Here is a 22,539-nt window from a genome sequence, read left to right on the forward strand (position 1 = left end):
TTAACTGCTGATTGGCTGGCAAGGGATGCCAGCCCATGTTGCCGAGGAGGATCTTGACGATTGTGAAGTGCAGGCTGCAGCGGAGACGATGCCGGAGCAGCCGCACTTCAGAAGGGAGAGCGCAGTGCCGGGACACCCAACCGGCTTCAAAGGTGCCCTGTGCGGCCCATTGCCTCGCGCCGCTTGACCAGGGCGTCGGCCACCAATAACGCCAGTAGCGGCAGGACGCCGACTTTCAGTGCCAGCGCCCAGGAAACCAGAAAGCCGATCAACACGGCACCTGCAACCACGATGACAGCCAGGCAATGCGCGCAAAAGCGCCACAATTCGATAGCAACGACCTGAGCGTTTCGATTGTTGGTCATGCGAGCCTCTCTTGTTGTTGTGGCCTCGTATAGGGTCAGCGTAGTCATCATGCACGTATGCGCAAACACATTTTTGTTTCATTGGTGTGTCTGGCACGCCCTTTACAGGCTGTTTCAAAAGATCTTCCGGAAAGGTCTAAGCTCTCTTCCATGACCATCGAGGGCAGACACCATGAAGACCACCACGCTCGGCATCCGGCTCGATGATGCGACTCGCGAGCGACTCGCCGCAGCCGCCCGCCAGCTGGATCGCACGCCGCAATGGTTGGTCCGGCAAGCTATCTTCAATTTCCTCGAACAGTTCGACAGCGCCGGCGAGACGGGCGAGAGCCGGCACGCAGACACTGTCGAGCAGGAAGCAGATTTCAACGCCGAGCCAGCCAGCCAGCCGTTTATCGAATTCGCCGAATCCATACTGCCGCAATCGGTACTGCGCTCTGCCATTACTGCAGCCTACCGCCGCCCCGAGCCCGAAGCCGTACCGGTGCTGCTTGAGCAGGCCCGGCTTGCACCAGACAAGGCCACAGCGGCACACAGCCTGGCCATGCGTATTGCCGGAAAGCTGCGCAACCGTAAAAGCGCCGGAGGGCGCCAGGGGCTGGTGCAGGGACTGTTGCAGGAGTTTTCCCTGTCGTCCCAGGAAGGCGTGGCGCTGATGTGCCTGGCAGAAGCCCTGCTACGGGTGCCGGACAAGGGCACCCGCGATGCGCTGATCCGCGACAAGATCAGCACCGGCAACTGGCAACCACACCTGGGTCACAGCCAGTCGGTATTCGTCAACGCAGCGACCTGGGGCCTGATGCTGACCGGGTGGCTGGTCGCCACGCACAACGAGACGGGCCTCACCTCTTCGCTCAATCGGCTGATTGGCAAAGGAGGCGAACCGCTGATCCGCAAGGGCGTGGATATGGCGATGCGGCTGATGGGCGAGCAGTTCGTCACCGGCGAAACCATTGGCGAGGCGCTGGACAACGCCCAGACCATGGAAGCCAGGGGTTTTCGCTATTCCTACGACATGCTCGGCGAAGCTGCACTGACCGCCGAAGATGCACGCCGCTACCTCGCTTCCTACGTGCAGGCGATTCATGCCATCGGCAAAGCATCACGTGGACGCGGTATTTATGAAGGTCCGGGCATTTCAATCAAACTCTCGGCGCTGCATCCGCGTTACAGCCGTGCGCAATACGAGCGGGTGATGGATGAGCTCTACCCGACCCTGCTTTCACTCACGCAACTGGCCAGGCAGTACGACATCGGCATCAATATCGACGCCGAGGAAGCCGACCGCCTCGAACTCTCGCTGGATCTGCTCGAACGCCTCTGCTTCGAGGCTTCGCTGACGGGCTGGAATGGCATCGGCTTCGTCATCCAGGCCTACCAGAAGCGCTGCCCCCATGTGGTCGATCACCTGATCGATCTGGCCAGGCGCAGCCGACACCGGCTGATGATCAGGCTGGTCAAGGGCGCTTACTGGGACAGCGAAATCAAGCTGGCGCAGGTCAACGGCCTGGAGGATTACCCGGTCTACACCCGCAAGGCCTATACCGACGTGTCCTTTCTGGCCTGCGCGCGCAAGCTGCTGGCTGCGCCAGAGGCAGTCTATCCGCAGTTCGCCACCCACAATGCCCACACCCTTGCGGCGGTCTACCAGCTTGCAGGGCAGAATTATTATGCCGGCCAGTATGAATTCCAGTGCCTGCACGGCATGGGTGAACCCCTCTACGAGCAGGTGGTGGGCAAGGGCGACGACCGCCTCAACCGCCCCTGCCGCATCTACGCGCCGGTGGGCAGCCACGAAACCCTGCTGGCCTATCTGGTACGCCGGCTGCTGGAAAACGGCGCCAATACCTCATTTGTCAACCGTATCGCCGACAAGAGCATCTCGCTGGAGGAGCTGGTAGCCGATCCGGTCGTCACAGTCGAACAGTTGCTGGCCGAAGAAGGCACACTCGGCCTGCCGCACCCGCGCATTCCACTGCCGCGCGACCTCTACGGGGAAGCACGGCTCAACTCCTGTGGCATCGACCTGTCCAACGAGCATCGACTGGCATCACTCTCCTCTGCCCTGCTTGCCTGCTCACACACGCTTTACAGCGCAACGCCCCTGCTGGGTTGCGAAACCTCCGCAACGGCTGTTGCCGAACCGCTGCTCAACCCGGCCGACCACCGTGACCAGGTGGGCATGGTTCAGGAGGCCACCGAAGAAGACGTGGACAACGCCCTGCGCTGTGCCCAGGAAAGCGCGCAGGCATGGAAGACGACCGCACCGAGCGAACGCGCGGCAGCCCTGGAGCGCGCGGCAGAGCTGATGGAAAGCAGAATTCAGGAGCTGATCGGCGTGCTGGTCCGTGAAGCTGGCAAGTCCTTCGTCAACGCCATCGCCGAAGTGCGCGAAGCGGTGGACTTCCTGCGCTTCTACGGAGCTGAAGTACGCAGCAATTTCAACAACGATACGCACCTGCCTCTGGGACCTGTGGTGTGCATCAGCCCGTGGAATTTCCCGCTGGCGATCTTCACCGGCCAGGTTTGTGCTGCGTTGGCTGCGGGTAACACGGTGCTGGCCAAACCCGCCGAGCAGACCCCGTTGATCGCCGCTCTCGGGGTACAGATTCTCCATGAAGCCGGCATTCCGCGGGGCGCGCTGCAGTTGTTGCCGGGCCGTGGCGAAACCGTCGGTGCACGGCTGGTGGCGGATGAGCGGGTGCGTGGCGTGATGTTCACCGGCTCCACTGGCGTCGCCTCGATCCTGCAGCGCAGCATTGCCGGACGCCTGGATGCCCGTGGCCGGAGCATTCCGCTGATCGCCGAAACCGGCGGGCAGAACGCGATGATCGTCGACTCCTCGGCGCTGGCCGAACAGGTGGTGATGGACGTCATGGCCTCGGCCTTCGACAGCGCTGGGCAACGCTGCTCGGCGTTGCGCGTACTCTGCGTGCAGGAAGAGGTGGCCGAGCGCATCATCGGCATGCTCAAGGGCGCCATGGCCGAGGCGCGCATGGGCAACCCGCAACGGCTGTCGGTGGATGTCGGTCCGGTCATCGACCACGAAGCCCGAGAGACCATCGAAAAACACCTGCAGACCATGCGCGACAAAGGCCGGACAGTTCATCAGATGGCCCGCGCTGATGAGGCCGAGTGCGCCCATGGCACCTTTGTAATGCCGACCCTGATCGAGCTGGAACACCTCGATGAGTTGCAGCAGGAAGTGTTCGGCCCGGTACTGCACGTGCTGCGCTATCGTCGCGCCGAACTTGACGCCCTGCTCGACCAGATCAATGCCGCCGGCTACGGGCTGACCCTTGGCGTGCATACACGCATCGACGAAATGATTGCCAGGGTCGTCGAGCGCGCCAAAGTCGGCAATCTCTACGTCAACCGCAACATCGTCGGCGCGGTGGTCGGAGTGCAACCCTTTGGTGGCGAGGGGCTTTCGGGCACCGGTCCCAAGGCTGGCGGACCGCTGTATCTCTATCGGCTGCTCTCGGCCAGACCCGATGACGCGCTGCGCCAGGCTCTGGATTTTGGCAGCACGCAGACAGCACCTGAAGCCCATCGAAATGAAGAACAGGAAAATGCCACTCGGCTCTTTATACAGTGGGCACAGCACAGCGGCCTGGATGAATTGGCTGCACTATTTGAGCGCTACTGCGAACACTCCCAGAGTGGCAGCACCCGCCTGCTCAACGGCCCCACCGGCGAGCGCAACAGCTACAGCCTGCTGCCGCGTGAACACGTGCTGTGTCTGGCCGAAACGGAACAGGATTTGTTGACTCAGCTGGCCGCCGTACTAGCGGTCGGCAGTCAGGCGGTGCTGCCGCACAGCCCGCTCACCACTCGTCTGCTTGAGCGACTGCCAGAGCCAGTCGGTGCGCAAATCCATTGTGTCGCCGACTGGACCCGCGACGAGGTGCGTTTCGATACCGTGCTGCACCACGGTGATGCCGACCAACTACGCAACCTCAGCCAGCAACTGTCGCGCCGCAGCGGGCCTATCGTCGGCGTACAGGGGCTGGCCCCTGGCGAAACCGATATACCACTGGAACGCCTGCTGATCGAACGCGCCCTGAGCATCAACACCGCCGCAGCGGGTGGCAATGCAAGCCTGATGACCATCGATTGAGTGGCGTTGTGCCGGCGCCGCTGCACGCCACCGCCCCATAGCGTTACTCCCCTCCGAGGCACTGCTTGTCAGTGTGCCGCCTACACCTGCTGTAAAAACACCTGACGGAAACTGGCCATTCCTTTTTCAGCAATGCAACAAAGGTATATGTCAGATAGCCATCTCGACGCTATTCTGGCGCGTCTCGGACAAGTAAATTCACCGGCGCTGCGATGTCTCCCTCATCTTTTCGGACGGAATGCCGAAACACTATCCACAAGCCAGTGGAAAACATGGCATCGCCAACTATAGGCCTGGGGCAACCTGCAACGCACCATGCATGACAGCGTGCGGATAATAATGAGTTCACCGCCCTCCAAAGGAGCTTACAAGCCAATGAATATGCTGCGAAATTTTCCAATCAGTAAACGTCTTTGGCTGATCCCGCTGGTGGCTGTCGCCATGCTCTTCATCCTCGGCCTGTTGATGATTCAGCAAGTGCGTACCGACCTGTACAAGGGCAAGCAGGTCATGACCCAGAATATCGTCGAAACCTCTTTGGGCATTCTCACCCACTATCAGCAGCTTGAAGCGAGCGGCGCCATGACCACGGCCGCTGCTCAGAAGGCGGCGATGGAGCAGGTAAAGGTGCTGCGCTATGGCGAGAATGACTACTTCTGGATCAACGACATGGGTCCGACGATGCTGATGCATCCCATGAGGCCGGAACTCGATGGCCAAGACCTGTCCAAAAGCAAGGACCCGAACGGCAAGGAGCTGTTCAACGAGATGGTCAAGGTGGCTCGCCTGCAGGGCGCAGGTCTGGTGGATTACGAGTGGGCCAAGCCAGGCGAGAAGGACCCCGTACCGAAAATTTCCTATGTCGAGCTGTTCAAGCCCTGGGGTTGGATCATCGGCTCGGGTATTTATGTGGATGACGTGGAAGCCGAATTCAAGGGCTACCTGGTTCGCTTCTCCCTGATTGGTCTGGCTATTGCAGTGCTGATGGCGGCCATGGTCGCCATCCTGATCCGCAGCATCACTCAACCGCTGCAACATTCCATGCAGGCCATGGCCAATATCGCCAGTGGCGAGGCCGACCTGACGCGCGAGCTCGATGTCTCCGGTAACGACGAGCTGACCGCCCTGGGTCGCGACTTCAACGCCTTCAGCCGCAAGCTGCGCAAACTGGTCGGCCAGTTATCGGAGACTGCCAGCTCGCTGGATCATTCATCCGACACTCTGGAGAAGCTCTCCGAACAGACGCATCAGCAAAGCCAACAGCAGCTTCAGCAAATGGAGCTGGTTGCCACCGCAGTAAACGAAGTGACTTACGCCGTACAGGAAGTGGCCAAGAACGCCGAACACGCCTCCAACGAGGTCGGTGAGGCAGATAAACAGGCAGGACTTGGCCAGCAGAACATCGAAGCCAGCCTGCAGCAGATCGACCAGCTGTCGAGCACCATCAGCCAGGCTGTCGACGTGATTCAGTCATTGGCAGACGAAACCACCAAGATCGGTTCGGTTCTTGAAGTCATCGGCTCGATTGCGGACCAGACCAACCTGCTTGCGCTCAATGCAGCCATCGAGGCCGCGCGTGCGGGTGAGCAAGGGCGAGGCTTTGCTGTCGTCGCTGACGAGGTGCGTCTGCTGGCACAGCGCACCCAGCAATCGACGGCTGAAATCCATACGATGATCGAACGTCTGCAAAAGAATTCCGGCGCAGCCGTCAACGTCATCATGGAGAGCAATCGCGCCACCCAGGCCACTGTCGAACAGGCCAGTCAGGCAGGCGAAAGCCTTGGTCAGATTGCCCAGGCGCTGCGAAACCTGTCGGGACTCAATGCCTCGATTGCCAGCGCGACACTGCAACAGACTCATGTGGTCGAAGACATCAACCAGAACGTGACCCAGGCCGCCGGCCTGGCCCAGGAGAGCACCAACGCAGCGCAGCAATCAAGCGCTGCGGGCAAGCAACTGGGCGAGCTGGCAGAACAGCTCAATCGGCTGCTCAGGCAGTTCAAGGTCTAACCGCTACGGTTATGACTCAAACGGTCGGGCTCCTGCGGAGCTCGGCCGTTTTTTTTCATGTTGGGTATCTGCGTCTTTTTGCCACGCCACTTTCCATGCTTAGCAAGAATCGCAGAGACGGAATACTGATAACCCCATTAAGTAGATAAAAATCAATGGGTTAAGCCACCCACTCAGCCTCTACTCCGGCACCCGAAAACCTTATACCTTCGGCTAATTGAAAAAAAGTCAGCCACCACGAACTTTCGATGTGACTTCCCGGTCCCCTGTGTACATCAATGATATGTAAGTCCAACGGCGGCAACCCAACGCCTGGACAAATTAGGTTTCCGGGTATCACACAGAGAGACATTTGCCCCATGAACAGCCCCCTTCGCTTCAATGACGCCCTTTTGATCACTGACCGCGCATTCAAGCCATTCCATTGCGTAGCCTGGACTTTGCTCGAAGGCAACGGCGAGCTCAGCATCACCGTCGTCGATGACAGCGAATCCCGCACACTGGGCCACTGCAAGCTATCCAGCAGCGTCTACACCGACCCGGTCAAACTCGGTCAGACCCTGGAACAGGCACGCGCAGACCTCAGCAGCAAGGGCGCGCATCTCGCCCCATGGCAGATGCCCGAATAAGCTCAGCAATACACCAGGGCCCGGCTGCGCAAGCGCCGGGCCTTTTGTTTTCAAGCGCATGCCCTCCCCCCTGGCAACTGATCAATTCTTGCGTTTCATGGTCCCACCTGTAACGAAATCAACAGGAGCGACTCATGAAAGGTGCCGAAGCCTACATAAATGACCAATGGCAAAGCAGCGGCCTGGCAGATCTGCCCGAAGGCCCCGACAAGCATTGCATTACCCTGAAATTCATCATTCCCCGGGACACCCAGTTCACGGGGCTGATCACTCATGTCTGTGAGGTCGCCGAGAAAAGACTGAGCGAGCACTATGCGGGCCGCCAGGTGACTCACAAACCCGTCGTTGGCTCAGTAGTAGGAGATGGCAGCGGCGATGGCATCGACCTGATCTTCGAGGTGGCTGCTGCCGAGTGATGCCGAACGTGAACCGGCGCTAACCCCGACTTCACGCCATCGTGATTTCCGCTCAAAGCAATGTTCTTTCACGAGTGACAGACATGACCCCCTTCGACTGGCAACGCATGTGGCTGAACGACTTACCGCTGCTATTCGTCGCCGAGGTCGCGTTGCGCGCCCTCTTCGCCTACGTGGCGGTGTTCTTGTTTCTGAAAATCAGCGGACGTCGTGGTATCCGACAGCTGTCGCTGTTCGAGCTGGTGGTGATTCTCACCCTCGGTTCGGCCGCGGGTGACGTTTCCTTTTATGACGATGTACCCCTGCTGCCGATCCTCGCGGTATTCGTCACACTGTTACTACTCTATCGCCTGACCATGCTGGCAATGGCGCATAGCACGCGGCTTGCGAGCTGGATGGAAGGCAAGCCCATCACCATCATCAAGGACGGCCTGTACGAGCTCAAGAGCCTGGATCGATTGAATATTTCATCCGATGAATTTTTCATGGAACTGCGGCAACAAGGCGTTGAACATCTGGGACAGGTCCGTCTCGGCATCGTTGAGACCGACGGCGACATCAGCCTTTTTTTCGCTCAACCGAGCGCGGTGAAGCCCGGGCTTTCAGTGTTGCCGGTCGAGCATCGTCCGGCTTACCGCGAAGCTCCCTACAGCGCCATCTATGCCTGCACTCGTTGCGGCTTTGCACACGCCCTTGAAAGCCGGCAGCGTGCCGCCTGCCCACGCTGCCAAAACGAGCAATGGAGCTTGGCCCTGAGTACACAACTGACGCGCTGACAGGCGGGACGAACCGACCGCGCTCATGCCTGTCCTTAGAACAGACAAGGCTTTCCTTCCCCGACACGGAGATTGAACACATGCTGGGCGATTACGCATCGATAAATGATCATCTGGAAACCGCGCGCAAACATGCTGACCATGCCGAAACCAGCGCCGATCCTGCTCTGTATCGTGAAGCCATCGATGAGCTGGTGGCCGCCATCCGCCTGTTGATGCGCAACAGCCAGGAAAGCGAGAACTGATAGCAGTTACGCAGCGCAGTACGGCTCTTTCTGCCCTTCGCTTGCAGACTGTGATACCAGGTGAGCCGCTCCTGAAGGAGCTTTAGATGCTGATCAATCAAGCTCCGGAAGCGGATCCGCCATCCATACAGGCAGGCATTGCACCCTCCGAAGCCTGCAAGGCTTTGCAGCCAACGCTTGCCGGAGATCTTCATTACGTCGACGACAGCAGCTCAGGCATAACACGCAGGATGCTGAAAGGCAGATTCGCCTACTTTCTACCCAGCGGCGAAAAGCTCGAGGATGTCGACGAGATCGAGCGAATCAACAAGCTGGCTATACCGCCTGCCTACACCGATGTCTGGATCTGCCCAGATCCGATGGGTCATATGCAGGCCACTGGGCGCGATGCTCGCGGGCGCAAGCAGTACCGTTACCACGCCAGATGGCGAGAGATCCGTGACTGCAACAAGTACGAACGCACCCTGGCGTTCGGTAAAGCGTTGCCAAAGCTGCGTGTTCGCCTGGAAAAGAACCTTGCCCTGAGGGGAATGCCACGCGAGAAAGTCATGGCGCTCATCCTTCAGCTACTGGAGTCGACATTGATACGTATCGGCAATTCTCGCTATGCGCGGGAGAATCGCTCATACGGTCTGACGACCCTTCGTGCACACCATGTCGACGTGCGTGGCGCCGCGATCCGCTTTCGGTTTCGGGGCAAAAGCGGCGTCAAGCATCAGATGACACTGAAGAACCAGCGCCTGGCACGCCTCCTTCGCCGCTGCATGGAGTTGCCTGGCCAGCACCTGTTTCAGTATCTGGACGAAGACGGACAACCCCGCGCGGTCAGTTCAAGCGACGTCAATCAATTCATTCAGGCGCTGACGGGCGACGATTTCACCGCAAAGGACTATCGCACCTGGGCTGGTAGCGTGCTGGCTCTGGAAGCGTTGCGCAAACGTGACTGGCAACCGGAAGCGGTCGCCAAGCGCAATCTTGTCGAGACCGTACGGGAAGTCTCCAGACAACTCGGCAACACCCCGGCGATCTGCCGGCAGTGTTATATCCACCCCGCGGTACTTAACGCATTTACCTGCGGCGAGCTGGCGCGATTACACAGTGTCCGGAAACGAAAATGGATGAGCAGCGCCGAAATGACTCTGCTGAAATTTCTTGAAGAGCAAGGTGTTACCTGACGGTATTCTCGTACAGTGTCACCTGGTTGCGCCCACCTGATTTGGATGTATAAAGCGCGTTATCCGCCCACTCGATGAGCTGTGCATGACCGCTGGAAGGCTGGCCCAGGTCGGCGATCCCCAGGCTGATGGTGAAGCGGATAGTGTGGCTCTCATGCTGCACTTCGTAGGCTTCGACGGACTGGCGCAACCGTTCGGCGAATACCAGCGCGCCCTGGCTATCGGTATCAGGCAGCAGCACCACGAATTCTTCGCCACCGTAGCGGCCTGCCACATCGGAGTCTCGAATACTCTGGCGGATCAGGTTCGCCGTGTGCTGAATCACCCTGTCGCCAGCCTGGTGGCCGTAGGTATCGTTGATTTGCTTGAAGTGATCGATATCGCACATCACCAGCGCCGAATTGATGGCGTAACGCCGATGCCGGGCATAGTCCTGACGCAGTATTTCCTCCCAGTGACCACGATTGAACAGTCCGGTCAGGCGATCCGTACTGGATAACCGCTGCAGTTCCTGGTTCGCCGCCTGCAACTGATGCCGGTTGGTCGCCACATCGGTTACATCGTAGATAATCAGACAAACCTGCTCGATCACACCGCTGATGCTCTTCAAAGGCAGCAGCGTGGTGTTTTGATACATGAACTCCTCCAGCCCGGTAATGGGCTGGTAATTCTTGAAGCGCAGCAGATATGGGCGCTGCTCCCACACGGTAAAAGATGGCGTACCCAGGGCCACGACGTTCTCGACCTTGCGCCGAAACCATTGTTCGTCAACCTCGGGAAACAGCTCGAAGAAGGACTTTTCCCTGGCCTCGACCGGAAGATACCCGGATCGATTCTCCATGAAGGTATTCCAGACATCCACCCGGTAGTCACGGTCCAGGACCACGACGCCGACATCGATATTCTGGACAATCGCCAGCAGCCAATGGAGTTCGCTCAATTCGATCGAGTCGGCCATGCTCACTTCATCAGGTAGTCGAGTTTACGGGACAGCAGCTCAACCGAATCCTCGGTGAACAGCAGCAACAGGTCAAAATGAATGTCGTGCCCCTCCAGGCTGTAGCTGATCTCCACCGCCAGCGTACTCTTCCAGCGCTGATGGTTGAGGCGAATCAGTTCGCTGATGGAGGCGTGCTGGCCGAGCACCTGAGGATGTCCCTGTGAAAACACCACGTCGATCTGCTCGGCAATACCGCTGAGACAGGCACTGATCAGCAGGCTCGACAGGTCAAGCAGCATCTCCAGTTCACGGTACTCGGCGGTGCGCATCAGGCGAGCCATCTCGGCCACTTCCGAATCATGGAAGATCAGCAGCGCCTCGCCGGCAATGCCACCGCCAATATAGCCCTGGCAAACCGCCGTGAGCCTGTCGCTGTGAGCCGCATCGGCAAGGGCCATGTGCAGCTCGCCGACTTCAAGAATATTCACGTTCGGCACGGGCAACTGCACGAATACGCCGAGTACTTTTGCCAGCAACGCGGCAGCCCGGCCCATGGCAATGTTCACGACTTCACGAAACGCATCGCGAAATTCCACTTCGCCCGCGTCACGGGTACCGAGCATGGACAGCTCGCTGCCCATCAGTCCCAGGCCTGCCAGCGTTTGCTGCAAATGCACGGGGTCGGCGGGTTTGCGGATAAAAGCCAGCGCACCTAGATCCAGCACGCGGCGTACCGCTTCTTCCTGGATATCCGCGGAAACCACGATGACCTTGCAACCAAGCAAATCCGCATGCAGCTCGGCCAATACCTGATAGCCGTCCATGTCGGGCATGGTGAGATCAAGCAGCACGACATCAATGCCGCCTTGCCTTATCCGTGCCAGTGCCTCTCGCCCGCCGGCCGCCTGGTGAATCTCCAGCGGCCAGGCAGCCGGCAGCGCACGCAGCAATTGCTTGCGCGCCAGGTTTGAATCGTCACAAATCAACAGGGAAACAGCAGACATGCAGCGCTCGCCTTTTGCTGTCCAGATACCGAATGTGGACAGCTTATCTCAGCCGACAAGCGCTGTGGGGTGGATGCTACTAAATAGTGGCACTTTGCCAAAAACTACCAAAACGGACCCTGTGACGGCCCTTCGTGTCAATAGTAGGCATTGTCTCGATTGGTATGATCGGTGACGTCGCGCACCCCCTTGAGCTCGGGAATACGGGCCAGCAGGGTCTTTTCGATCCCTTCCTTGAGTGTCACATCCGCCTGTCCACAACCCTGGCAGCCGCCACCGAATTGAAGTACCGCGATCCCTTCGTCAACCACGTCAATCAGCGTCACCTGCCCGCCATGACTGGCAAGACCGGGGTTGATTTCGGTCTGCAGGTAATAATTGATGCGCTCGTTCATCGGGCTGTCTTCATTGACCATGGGCACCTTGGCATTGGGTGCCTTGATGGTCAGCTGGCCACCCATGCGATCGGTGGCGTAATCAACCAGCGCATCTTCCAGAAAGGGCTCGCTGGTACCGTCGATCCAGGCAGTAAAGCTTTTCAGACCGATGGCGATGTCGTCGGGCTTTTCTTCACCCGGCTTGCAGTAGGCAATACAGGTTTCCGCATAGGGCGTGCCCGGCTGAGTGATGAAAACCCGAATGCCGATGCCCGTGGTGTTCTGCTTCTCAAGCAGATCGGCCAGGTAATCGTGTGCAGCGTCGGTAATGGTAATGGCGCTCATGGGAACTCCTCTCAGACATGAGGCGCAGTGTACGCCAACCACTGCGCCGGACAAAGTCCCAGTATCTTGGTAGGACAATTTTCATGAGGGCTGAAGCCTGGCCCTGCCACCGTTGAAAAACACAGGCGGGCACTGTTTAACGACGTATGGCCAACGCAGATGGTTTTCAGCGGCTTGGCTACAGCATCCGCCGCATCACATCATCACGTTTGACGAAATGGTGCAGCAGCGCCATGCCGACGTGCCCGATCACCAGCAGCACCATGATCCAGGCCAGCGGCGAATGCACGCTGCCAAGGCTTGCCGCCCAGGCAATTTCAGGCCCCTTTGCCGCCAGTTGCATGCCAAATACAGTCAGCCCATAACCGTTGCCAAGCATGGTCAGCAGGCCGCTGATCGGTAGCAGCAGCATGCCGAGGTACAGTGCGAGGTGCCCCGCCTTGACCATCCGCGCCGTCGCCGGATCATGCTGCGGACGCTGCTTGAGCTGGCTGGTCGCCCAGATAACGCGCAGAACAACCAGCACCAGCAATAGCACGCCGATAGAGACATGCCAGGGCACCAGCGTCTGGCCAACCCAGTGCTCGCCTTCGCTGATGCGATCACCCAGCTTGAGGAACTGCCAGATGATCAGCCCACCCATCAGCCAGTGAAACCACTTGCTGATACTGCCGTAACGCTCTTTCGAGTCATGAATCATGGTCTCGCTCCTTACATACACGCTCTGAAAATCACAGGCGCCAGCTGAAATCCAGGATTTCACCAGACGCCATGCGCTTCAGATGATCAGCCACCACCTGTTGCAATTGTTGCAGCTGTTCGGCACTTTCGCCTGCCACAGAGACTTCAAGCCCTGCCTCGACAACAGCAAGCCGGCAGTGGCCAATGCCCAGCTGAATCTCACCCTCGCGCTCGTCATGGCGAACAGGAAACTTGTGGCCCCAATGCTTGCAGAGCCGGTTGATCAGCCGCGACGGGTTTTCAGTCACGACTGTAGTGTTCGCCGCCAACGTCAGGAATTCGGAGCCATGCTCAGGCGATGCTTTCAACGATGCCCCCTTCGACGCGCAACGCCGCGCCCGTGGTTGCACTGGCTTGCGGCGAGGCCGCATAAACGCAGAGATTGGCGACTTCCTCGGGAGTGGCAAAGCGCCTGAGCAGCGTCGATGGCCGATTTTCCTGCAGGAACAGGGTTTCCATTTCACTCACTGAAACACCCCGCTCCCTGGCCATGCCGGCCATCATCTCCAGCGCGCCAGTGGTACGGGTCGGGCCGGGCAGAATGCTGTTCACGGTCACTCCGCTGCCGGCCAGCACCTTGGCCAGCCCACGGGAAACGCCTTGCAAAGCGGCCTTGCTAACTCCGTAGTGGACCATCTCCGCCGGAATATTCAGCGCCGACTCGCTGGAAATGAATTGGATGCGACCCCAGCCTCTGGCCTGCATGCCTTGGGCGTAATGGCGCGCCAGACGCACACCACTGAGTACGTTGACCTGAAAGATCTGCTCCCAGTCCTCGTCATTAATCTCGAAGAACGGCTTGGCGCCATAGATACCGAGGTTATTGATCAAAATATCCGCGTCAGGTTGCGCTGCAATCAGCTGCTTGCAGCCCTCGGCAGTCCCTGCATCGGCGACGACAGCAACGGCGGTGTCTCGTCCGCTGGCGGCCTTCAGGCTTGCCAGCGCCGCGTCGATTCGGCTCTGCTCGCGCCCCACCAGTACCAGGCTTGCGCCCGCCCTGGCCAGGCCAATGGCAATCGCCAGGCCGATACCATCAGATGAGCCCGTCACGATGGCCTTTTTGCCGGTTAGATCAATCTGCATTTGTCTTTTCCTCGATAAAGCCAAAACCAAAAGCTGACAATGTGGTTTCCATGACGCGGTCGCTGAACAGCTTGCGCCCGCTCGAATCACTGGCCGCACCGGCCACCAGCATCAGCGGCAGCAGGTGTTCCTCGCCACGCTCCGGATGGCAGAGCCGCGCAGAAGGCGCCTGCTCCCACTGCACAAGCGCCGCCTCGCGCTGTACCGGGAGCAACTCAACCGCGTCGACCAGCCAGGCATCGAACTCGTCGGATATCGGCCCGAAACGGGGATCGCCATAGCCGCGCATGTTGTGAAAGCTCATACCGCTGCCGACGATCAGTACGCCTTCGTCACGCAAACTGGCCAGTGCCCGGCCCGCTTCGAGCAGTGCCCGGGGATCGAGATCCTTGCGCAATGACAACTGCACGACCGGTATTTGCGCCTCGGGAAACATCAGTTTCAGTGGAATGAACATGCCGTGATCGTAACCACGGGCGTCGTCCCGGCTCGCTTCAAGACCTGCTGCAGCCAGCAACGCAACAATGCGCGTGGCCAGTTCGGGATGGCCCGGCGCCGGATAGCGCAACTCGTAGGTATGCGCCGGGAACCCGTTGTAATCGTAGATCAGCCCAGGCTGCACCGCGCCGGTGACGCGGAAACCGGATTCCAGCCAGTGTGCCGACACCATCAGGATTGCTTTCGGCTTCTCCGGCAGGCTCGCCGCAATCCCCTTGAGAAATCGGGCTGTTGCGTCCCAGGCATGGACGGGGTTCCAGTCCATGAAAAAACACGGCCCGGCACCATGGGGAACGAACAGCGTAGGCATGCGCTCGCCGTTCGATGAAACGCTGGAGGCTGGCATGATCTGCCCTCATGTAAGCAACGTGCGAGCAGTATCTATTAACATCCATACTGTTAGAAGCTGGCAAACTTTACGAACAGTTATCACCAGCAGTAGGAGGTTATATGCTCGACCGCATCACCAGCATGCGTGTGTTCGTGCGTGCGACCAGCGCCGGCAGCCTGTCCGCCGCGGCACGCCATCAGGGGATGTCACCGGCCATGGCAACCAAGCACGTCGACGCCCTGGAGGCGAGGCTGGGGGTCAAGCTGTTCCATCGCAGCACTCGACGGCTGACGCTGACCGAAGCGGGTAGCCGCTATCTGGAAGCCTGCCAGCGGATTCTGTCCGATATCGACGAAACCGAAGCTGGCATCGCTTCGCAACGTATCGAGGCCACCGGTTTGTTGCGCCTCAACGTGCCACTGACCTTCGGCATCCATTACATCGCACCGCTGCTGTTCGAGTTCAGCCATCGGCATCCCGCGGTGAAGGTGGAGCTGGGCCTGACCGACAGCCAGGTTGACCTCATCGACGGCGGCTGGGACATGGCAGTGCGCATCGGTCGCCTCGGCGACAGCTCGCTGCAAGCGCGCAAGCTCGGCGATGTTCCTCTGGTGCTGTGTGCAGCCCCCGCGTATCTCGATGCCCGTGGCGTTCCACGACGAGTTGCCGATCTGGCGCAGCACAATTGCCTGACTTACAGCCTGTCCACCACGACCAGCGCCCAGGAATGGGCATTCGGGCGCAACGGCGACGTACGGATCAAGGTCGATGGGGACCTGTTGGCCAATAACGGCGAAGCGCTGCTTGCCGCTGCGGTGCAGGGCCAGGGCCTGATCTACCAACCGCTGTTCATCGCCGTGGAGGCGGTACGCCGTGGCGAGCTGGTGGTACTGGAAATGGACCACCCGACGCTGTCCATTGACGGCATCTACATCCTCTACCCACCGGATCGCCGCCCGCCGGCGAAGGTGCGCGTGATGATCGATTTTCTCGCCGAAGCGTTCAGCGGCGCGCACCCCTGGACAGTCCAGGGGCGATGAAAAGCTGAACTGCCGCCGGCTCGACAAGTCGGAATAACAGACTTGCCGTCAACGGCATGACCGTTTTATCCGACGCTGCGCCGCCTGGGACCAGAAAGATTCAGAGCCCATGTTGGCCAGCCTGAAGGAGCGCCTGCGTGACTCTGGACAAAAATCATCACCTGGACAGCGCCGACCTTGATAGCCATATGGCCACAGCGGTCGGATCGGTCCGCATTCTCACAGTCAATACACACAAGGGGTTCACCGCACTTAATCGCCGCTTCATCCTGCCGGAGTTGCGCGAAGCGGTGCGCTCCGTATCAGCCGACATCGTGTTTCTCCAGGAAGTGCTGGGCACCCACGAAAAGCACGCCCTGCGTTTCCAGGACTGGCCGAAGATGTCGCAGTACGAATTTCTCGCCGACAGCATCTGGACCGATTTCGCCTACGGTCGCAACGCGGTCTATCCCGATGGCGATCACGGCAATGCGCTGCTGTCCAAATTCCCCATCACTCGCTACGAGAACCTAGACGTGTCCATCGGCGGGCCGGAACGGCGCGGGCTGCTGCACAGCGTTCTGCAGGTGCCGGGGCACAACGACTTCCATGCGATCTGCGTGCATCTGGGCCTGCGTGAATCACATCGCCAGAAGCAGCTCGAACTGCTCTGCCAACTGCTTGATTCGCTGCCCGAGAACGCTCCCGTGGTGGTTGCCGGCGACTTTAACGACTGGCGCCTGAAAGCCGCCCAGACCCTCAACCGCTGCGCCGGCATGCACGAAGTGTTCGCGCTCTCCCACGGCCAGGTAGCCAAGACCTTTCCTGCACGCTGGCCCCTGCTGCGGCTGGACCGCATTTACGTGCGCAATGCCAGCAGTCATCAGCCGAGAATTCTGAGCAACAAACCCTGGACGCACTTGTCCGATCATCTGCCCCTGGCGGTGGAGATACGGTTATGAATTTTCACTGGAGAGACGGAAATCGTCTGCAGCTGCTGGAAAACGGAGAGGAATTCTTTCCAGCAGTATTCGAGGCTATTGCAGCCGCAAAAAAGGAAGTCCTGCTGGAAACCTTCATCTTCTTCAAGGACAAGGTCGGCACACAACTTCAGGAAGTACTGATCAGCGCAGCTGAACGCGGTGTCAGTGTCGACGTGACCGTTGATGGATATGGCTCAGCTGACCTGGACGGGGATTTCGCCATTGCCATGGTTCAGGCTGGCGTGCGCATCCATATGTTCGATCCGGGCAAGCGCCTGCTCGGCAAGCGCATCAATGTATTCCGCCGGATGCATCGCAAGCTGGTGGTGGTGGATGGCGAGCGGGCCTTTGTCGGCGGAATCAACTTCTCGGCGGATCATCTGGGGGATTTCGGCCCGGAAGCCAAGCAGGACTATGCCCTGCAGGTCGAAGGGCCGGTGGTTCACGATATCCACCGCTTCACCCTTGCCAATATCGCCCCGCCCCAGGCCGGACGCCGCTGGTGGCAACGCCGGGTTCGCACTCAGCACAACGGCTTCGTTGGGGTCAGCCGCGGCGAGGCGCGGACGCTTTTCGTTACCCGCGACAACGACAGCCACCGCAACGACATCGAGCAGCATTATCTGCAGGCCATTCGCGATGCACGCTCGCGCCTGCTGATCGCCAATGCCTACTTCTTTCCCGGCTACCGGGTGCTGCGCGAGATACGCAATGCGGCACGGCGCGGCGTACGGGTACGCCTGATCCTGCAAGGCCAGCCTGACATGCCCATCGCCAAGTTCGGCGCGCGCATGCTTTACAACTATCTGATGAATGCCGGCGTGGAGATTCACGAATACTGCCGACGCCCGCTGCATGGCAAGGTTGCGCTGGCCGATTACGAATGGTCGACCGTGGGTTCGAGCAACCTCGACCCCCTCAGCCTGTCATTGAACCTGGAAGCGAACCTGATCATTCGTGATCACGGCTTCAATCGCAAGCTGCACGAAAACCTCGACCGGCTGTTGCAGCAGGACTGCCGGCGCATCCCGCTCGAACGCATCGTGCGCGGCTTCTGGTGGCGCGCCCCGCTGGCCTTTTTGATCTTCCACTTCCTGCGCCATTTCCCACAGTGGGTGGGCTTTTTCCCGGCACACAAGCCCAGGATGCAGCTGCTCGATCCCACCCCGCTGGAACCCAGCCCAATGCCCTTGCAGCGAGATCATCAATGACCCGGCAGACAATAAATGATGAGCCTCGCAGCGTCTGGAAACAGCGCTGGCCGATGATAAAAAAGGGGCTTACCTGGGCTTTCTTCCTGTTGGTCGCCGGCCTGCTGATCAGCCTGGCGCGCAACCTCGACTGGGCCGAAGTCAGCGAGACCCTGCGCAGCTACAGCGGGCAAACCCTGTTGATGGCCGGTGGCGCGGCGCTGGCCAGTTATGCTGTTTACTGCTGCTTCGACGTGCTCGGCAAGGCCTATGTCGGCCACCATCTGCCAGTCAGACAGGTCGTGCCCATTACCTTCGTCTGCTACGCCTTCAACCTCAACCTGAGCGCCTGGGTCGGCGGCATTGCCCTGCGCTACCGGCTCTATTCACGCCTGGGCCTGGGCACCGCGCAGATCACTCGAATCTTCACCATGAGCGTGCTGACCAACTGGATGGGTTACCTCTGGCTGGCCGGCGCAATCTTCCTCATGGGCTGGATCAAGCCACCTGCGGACTGGGAGATCGGCGCGACCGCGCTACGCCTGCTGGGTGTAGCCCTGATCACGACCAGCCTGCTCTATCTGGGGTTATGCCGTTTTTCCAAACGTCGGCAATGGACCATTCGCGGGCACGAGATTGAACTGCCCTCCTGGCGACTGGCATTGATCCAGATGCTGCTGGGCGCTGCCAACTGGTCCCTGATGGCCCTGGTGGTGTACTTCATGTTCTCGCGCAATGTCGAATACCCGCTGGTGCTGGGTATTCTGCTGATCAGCAGCATCGCCGGGGTGGTCACCCATATCCCCGCCGGCCTGGGCGTCATTGAAGCGGTGTTCGTCGCCCTGCTTGCCGGTGAAATGAGCAAGGGCAGCATCATCGCCGGCCTTATCGGCTACCGCATGATCTACTTCCTCATCCCCCTGCTCTTCGCGACGCTGGTTTACATCCTTCTCGAAGCCCGCGCCAAAAAGCTGCGCGGCTCTTCAGCCCCCACGCATCCTTGAGTGCAGAAAGAAGCACAGTGCAAGCGGTGAAGCCAGGACGATGACCGTGCTGCCGAACAGGGTGATCGCCGTGGGGAGGCCGTAATGGTCGGCGATCCAGCCGACAGCAAACAGTGGCGCGATGCTGCCGACGTAGCCACACACAAGATAGGTGGAAATCAGGCCGGAACGCTGGGCCGGACTGGCGATACGGTTGACCATGCTGATTCCGCTCAACAGGCATAAGCCATGGCCAAGCGCGGTGGCAGCAACCCCGATCATGAACATCAAGCTGGAACCAGCCGTGAAGTTCAGGATCAGCAAGGCGTTACTGAGCACAACCGCCAGCAGGCCAAACAGACCGCACCAACGCACCGGAAGCCGCGCGCACAGCAATTGGGTTGCAGCCGAAGCCAGCAGAATCACGCCAATGGCCGTCCCGCTCACCACTGGCCCGTGCCAGGGCAGCATCTTTTCCAGGAACAGCGGCGCCATCGAGGCGTAGAGGCCAAACACTCCGAAGGCAAAAAACGGGCAGGCACAGGTCAGTATAAAAGGCCAGGTATCGCGTCGGGCCGTCCAGGTCAGGCGCGGGATAAAAGATCGCCAGCCAAGCGCGCTCGTCGCGGCTGACGCGTGGGGTTTCAGTTCTATGCGCAGCAATGCATAAACCGCCAGCACGCAGAGCAGCAACGTCGGGATATAGGCCACGATCAGCGGATGCGGCAACCATTGTCCGATGACCCCGCCGGTAAGCGGCCCCAGGCCGAAGCCGAAGGCCAGCAGAAAACTGGTCATCATCGATACCCACTGCGAATTGTCGCCTTTGGATATCTGCATCAGCCCCACTGTGGCACTGGTGACGATCAGGCTGGAAGAAAGGCCTACGGCGAAACGTCCGATATTCAGGCTCGTCAGGTCCCACGCGAGCATCGTCAGCAGCGTTCCGCCCCAGCCCAGTAACAGCCCGACCAGCATCACCGCACGAAATCCGAGGGTATCCGACAAGCGCCCCATGAACAGCAGGCCGCACAAGGCGCCCAGCATATACAGCACGTAAATCAGCGAAATCTCGCTGGTTCGCAGCTGCCAGGTTTCCTGATACAGGGGATAGAGGGGGGAAATGAGCGCTGTACCCATAACGCCAACGCACATGGCGAAACAGACCCAGGGAAAGGCTGACCAGTTGTTTTTCATTGAATGCCTGCAGAGCGTAAGGCCGGCCAAGCATTATGGACGATCCGCCCAGGCGGCCTCGACAAATGCGACGAGGCCTTACACAGAAGGCCCCGGACGTTAGGGCCTTTTAACCGCTGTTGATGATGAAGATCCGCTAATTGATCAGGAAGTCACTACCTTGCGAGACAGACTCCGCTTTAGGGCGCTGGCCATGTAGTAGTAGGTGACGACTCCACGACGTGCGTGCTGAAGAGCAGACTCGGCGAGGTAGACCTGATGCGGGAAATTCACAATTGCCTCCATTGGCATAACATTGGTTGCCCCGAAGGTTATGGGGCTGGTTGAGAGTCTGCCTTGCCCTGGTCTCTTGTGGAAACGAACAAAAGCCATGGACCGCATTGAAAAATTCAATCCATGTACGTTTGCCCTGGGCCTGGCTTGGTGACGCCATGCAGGCCAACCGAAGCACAACTGAGTGCTCAATGGCCTGCATGTCAGTTGAGACTTCACAGAACCAAAAGAGTCACATCTTCGACGACCTTAAATCACATTTTTCATAAATTCCGTGACAGTTGATCGCCGCACCGATCAACCGCCGAAGATGATGTAGAAAAACCGGTGCCTGTCTGCGGTGTTCAGCCACGCTACCGCTCGGTTGCCGACGCGGGTACCTGTGCCAGTTCATCGCTGTGCCAGCCACCGCCCAGAGCAGTTATCAGCTGGACGCTGGACGCCAGGCGACTACCCAGCAAGCTCAGGTTGGTGCGCTCGTTGTTCAGCGCTGTAGTCTGCACCGTCACCACGCTGAGGAAGTCCACAGTCCCGGCGCGATACTGGTTCTCGATCAGCCGCAGCGATTCCTGTGCGGCCTCCAGCGCTTCGCGCTGCACCTGCGCTTCCTCGGCCATTACCCGTAGCTGCACCAGGTTGTCTTCGACTTCGCGAAAGCTGTCCAGCACCGTCTGCCGGTAACTGGCCACTGTCTGGTCGTAGCTGGCTTCGGCCTGTTCGATCCGCGAGCGGATCAGCCCGCCGTCGAACAGGGTCATGGCGAATTCCGGGCCGATGGACCAGAAGCGGTTGGGCGTCTGGATCCAGTTGTCCAGGGTGCCGCTGCGATAACCACCCGCGGCACTCAAGCTGAGACTGGGAAACCAGGCGGTCTTGGCCACACCGATCTCGGCATTGGCGGCCATGACAGAACGTTCGGCAGCCGCTACATCGGGGCGCCGCTCCAGCAGTTGCGACGGCAGCAGGCCGGGGATCTGCGGCAGGCGCGGGATATCGTCCACCTCGGCCACTGACAGCGCCGAGGGTGGCACGCCGATCAGCACGGCGATGGCATGTTCCAGCTGGGCGCGCTGGTACTCAAGATCGATGGCCTGGGCCTGTGTGCTCTTCAGCTGAGTGGTCGCCTGGGTGACGTCGGACTTTGGCACGATCCCGGCGCGGTACTGGTTCTCGCTGATGCGCAGTGAACGCGCGTAGGCCTGCACTGTTGCGTCAAGCAGTCGTTTCTGGGCATCAAGCACACGCAGTTGCAGGTAGTTCTGCGCCAGCTCCGATTGCAGGCTCAAACGCACCGCCGCGAGGTCGGCGGAGCTGGCCTGCATGCTTGCCTGACTGGATTCCAGCCCCCGGCGCAGGCGCCCCCAGAGGTCCAGTTCCCAGCTGGCGGCGACGTTCAGGTCGTAGCTCTGGGAAATCCCGCCGCCCCCCGAGCTACTGACCGCGTAGCCATCCACCGTAGTAGTGCTGCTGCCGGTGCCACGACCGGAACGTGTCTTGCCGACATTGCCGGACAGCGACGGGAAGAAACCGGCCCTGGCACCACGCACCAACGCCCTGGCCTGGCGGTACTGGGCCTCGGCTGCTGCAAGGTTCTGATTGGAAACGTTCAACCGTTCCACCAGTGCATTCAGCTCGGCATCCTCATACAGCTGCCACCACGGCCCACCGAGAAATTCGTCGGCAGGCGTGGCCGGCTTCCAGCCTTCGGCCTGCTTGAACTGGCCAGCCGTCGGCAGATCCGGACGCTGATAATCAGGACCGAGGGTGCAGGCGCCCAGTGACAGGCTCATGGCCAGCACGGCCAGGGGACGCAGGGAGCATTTCATGCGCAACGAA

At 59.7% G+C, this 22,539-nt stretch carries 21 protein-coding genes; 11 read left to right on the forward strand and 10 right to left on the reverse strand.

Going from position 1 to position 22,539, the window contains the following annotated elements; genetic code table 11:
- Window positions 1-146: 146 nt before the first annotated feature.
- Window positions 147-365, reverse strand: a complete 219-nt coding sequence (locus tag NAV32_RS09340) for a hypothetical protein (RefSeq protein ID WP_256052521.1) — start codon at window positions 363-365, stop codon at window positions 147-149.
- A gap of 172 nt (window positions 366-537) precedes the next feature.
- Between NAV32_RS09340 and putA the strand changes: the two genes are divergently transcribed.
- From putA to NAV32_RS09375, 7 genes are all read left to right on the forward strand, one after another.
- Window positions 538-4,485: a trifunctional transcriptional regulator/proline dehydrogenase/L-glutamate gamma-semialdehyde dehydrogenase gene (putA, locus tag NAV32_RS09345; protein WP_256052522.1), complete on the forward strand. Its 3,948-nt coding sequence runs from the start codon at window positions 538-540 to the stop codon at window positions 4,483-4,485.
- 375 nt (window positions 4,486-4,860) lie between these two features.
- Window positions 4,861-6,495 carry a methyl-accepting chemotaxis protein gene (locus NAV32_RS09350; RefSeq protein ID WP_256052523.1) on the forward strand — a complete coding sequence of 545 codons (1,635 nt, stop codon included), beginning with the start codon at window positions 4,861-4,863 and terminating at the stop codon, window positions 6,493-6,495.
- Window positions 6,496-6,854: 359 nt separating this feature from the next.
- On the forward strand, window positions 6,855-7,124 hold the full coding sequence (locus NAV32_RS09355) for a hypothetical protein (protein WP_256052524.1): 270 nt from the start codon (window positions 6,855-6,857) through the stop codon (window positions 7,122-7,124).
- Window positions 7,125-7,258: 134 nt separating this feature from the next.
- On the forward strand, window positions 7,259-7,540 hold the full coding sequence (locus NAV32_RS09360; RefSeq protein ID WP_256052525.1) for a hypothetical protein: 282 nt from the start codon (window positions 7,259-7,261) through the stop codon (window positions 7,538-7,540).
- 83 nt (window positions 7,541-7,623) lie between these two features.
- Window positions 7,624-8,316 carry a DUF421 domain-containing protein gene (locus tag NAV32_RS09365; RefSeq protein ID WP_256052526.1) on the forward strand — a complete coding sequence of 231 codons (693 nt, stop codon included), beginning with the start codon at window positions 7,624-7,626 and terminating at the stop codon, window positions 8,314-8,316.
- Between the two features lie 80 nt (window positions 8,317-8,396).
- Window positions 8,397-8,561, forward strand: coding sequence for a hypothetical protein (locus NAV32_RS09370; protein WP_256052527.1), 165 nt, complete (start codon window positions 8,397-8,399; stop codon window positions 8,559-8,561).
- 86 nt (window positions 8,562-8,647) lie between these two features.
- Window positions 8,648-9,736 carry a DNA topoisomerase IB gene (locus tag NAV32_RS09375; protein WP_256052528.1) on the forward strand — a complete coding sequence of 363 codons (1,089 nt, stop codon included), beginning with the start codon at window positions 8,648-8,650 and terminating at the stop codon, window positions 9,734-9,736.
- On the opposite strand, the gene NAV32_RS09380 is transcribed toward NAV32_RS09375, so the two are convergent.
- From NAV32_RS09380 to NAV32_RS09410, 7 genes are all read right to left on the reverse strand, one after another.
- Window positions 9,729-10,694 carry a sensor domain-containing diguanylate cyclase gene (locus NAV32_RS09380; protein WP_256052529.1) on the reverse strand — a complete coding sequence of 322 codons (966 nt, stop codon included), beginning with the start codon at window positions 10,692-10,694 and terminating at the stop codon, window positions 9,729-9,731. The genes NAV32_RS09375 and NAV32_RS09380 overlap by 8 nt on opposite strands.
- 2 nt (window positions 10,695-10,696) lie before the next feature.
- A complete protein-coding gene (locus NAV32_RS09385) occupies window positions 10,697-11,680 on the reverse strand; it encodes a response regulator (protein ID WP_256052530.1) in 984 nt (327 codons plus the stop codon).
- A 137-nt stretch (window positions 11,681-11,817) separates the two neighbouring features.
- Entirely contained in the window at window positions 11,818-12,402 is a 585-nt protein-coding gene (gene nfuA, locus NAV32_RS09390; RefSeq protein ID WP_256052531.1) for a Fe-S biogenesis protein NfuA, read from the reverse strand.
- 178 nt (window positions 12,403-12,580) lie between these two features.
- Complete coding sequence (locus NAV32_RS09395; RefSeq protein WP_256052532.1) at window positions 12,581-13,102, reverse strand: cytochrome b; 522 nt, start codon at window positions 13,100-13,102, stop codon at window positions 12,581-12,583.
- 31 nt (window positions 13,103-13,133) lie between these two features.
- Window positions 13,134-13,451 (reverse strand): DUF2218 domain-containing protein, encoded by a 318-nt coding sequence (locus NAV32_RS09400; protein WP_256052533.1) that lies wholly within the window; start codon window positions 13,449-13,451, stop codon window positions 13,134-13,136.
- On the reverse strand, window positions 13,435-14,229 hold the full coding sequence (locus NAV32_RS09405; RefSeq protein ID WP_256052534.1) for an SDR family NAD(P)-dependent oxidoreductase: 795 nt from the start codon (window positions 14,227-14,229) through the stop codon (window positions 13,435-13,437). Before NAV32_RS09405 ends, NAV32_RS09400 begins: the two co-directional genes overlap by 17 nt.
- Window positions 14,219-15,073, reverse strand: a complete 855-nt coding sequence (locus tag NAV32_RS09410) for a DODA-type extradiol aromatic ring-opening family dioxygenase (RefSeq protein WP_256052535.1) — start codon at window positions 15,071-15,073, stop codon at window positions 14,219-14,221. The genes NAV32_RS09405 and NAV32_RS09410 overlap by 11 nt, the downstream gene beginning before the upstream one ends.
- Before the next feature lie 104 nt (window positions 15,074-15,177).
- Here NAV32_RS09410 and NAV32_RS09415 point away from each other — a divergent pair, with 104 nt between their 5' ends.
- The 4 genes from NAV32_RS09415 to NAV32_RS09430 all read left to right on the forward strand — a co-directional run bounded on the left by NAV32_RS09415 (window position 15,178) and on the right by NAV32_RS09430 (window position 19,254).
- Window positions 15,178-16,098 (forward strand): LysR family transcriptional regulator, encoded by a 921-nt coding sequence (locus NAV32_RS09415; protein WP_256052536.1) that lies wholly within the window; start codon window positions 15,178-15,180, stop codon window positions 16,096-16,098.
- Window positions 16,099-16,235: 137 nt separating this feature from the next.
- On the forward strand, window positions 16,236-17,039 hold the full coding sequence (locus NAV32_RS09420; protein ID WP_256052537.1) for an endonuclease/exonuclease/phosphatase family protein: 804 nt from the start codon (window positions 16,236-16,238) through the stop codon (window positions 17,037-17,039).
- Window positions 17,036-18,271 carry a cardiolipin synthase ClsB gene (gene clsB / locus NAV32_RS09425; RefSeq protein ID WP_256052538.1) on the forward strand — a complete coding sequence of 412 codons (1,236 nt, stop codon included), beginning with the start codon at window positions 17,036-17,038 and terminating at the stop codon, window positions 18,269-18,271. The genes NAV32_RS09420 and clsB overlap by 4 nt, the downstream gene beginning before the upstream one ends.
- Window positions 18,268-19,254: a lysylphosphatidylglycerol synthase domain-containing protein gene (locus NAV32_RS09430; protein ID WP_256052539.1), complete on the forward strand. Its 987-nt coding sequence runs from the start codon at window positions 18,268-18,270 to the stop codon at window positions 19,252-19,254. Before clsB ends, NAV32_RS09430 begins: the two co-directional genes overlap by 4 nt.
- Here NAV32_RS09430 and NAV32_RS09435 read toward each other — a convergent pair.
- Both NAV32_RS09435 and NAV32_RS09440 read right to left on the reverse strand, forming a co-directional pair.
- On the reverse strand, window positions 19,234-20,430 hold the full coding sequence (locus NAV32_RS09435) for an MFS transporter (RefSeq protein ID WP_256052540.1): 1,197 nt from the start codon (window positions 20,428-20,430) through the stop codon (window positions 19,234-19,236). The genes NAV32_RS09430 and NAV32_RS09435 overlap by 21 nt on opposite strands.
- Before the next feature lie 626 nt (window positions 20,431-21,056).
- Entirely contained in the window at window positions 21,057-22,529 is a 1,473-nt protein-coding gene (locus NAV32_RS09440; RefSeq protein ID WP_256052541.1) for an efflux transporter outer membrane subunit, read from the reverse strand.
- Window positions 22,530-22,539: the final 10 nt, after the last annotated feature.

The sequence above is a fragment of the Stutzerimonas stutzeri genome (genome assembly GCF_024448695.1).
Classification (GTDB): Bacteria; Pseudomonadota; Gammaproteobacteria; order Pseudomonadales; family Pseudomonadaceae; genus Stutzerimonas; species Stutzerimonas stutzeri_T.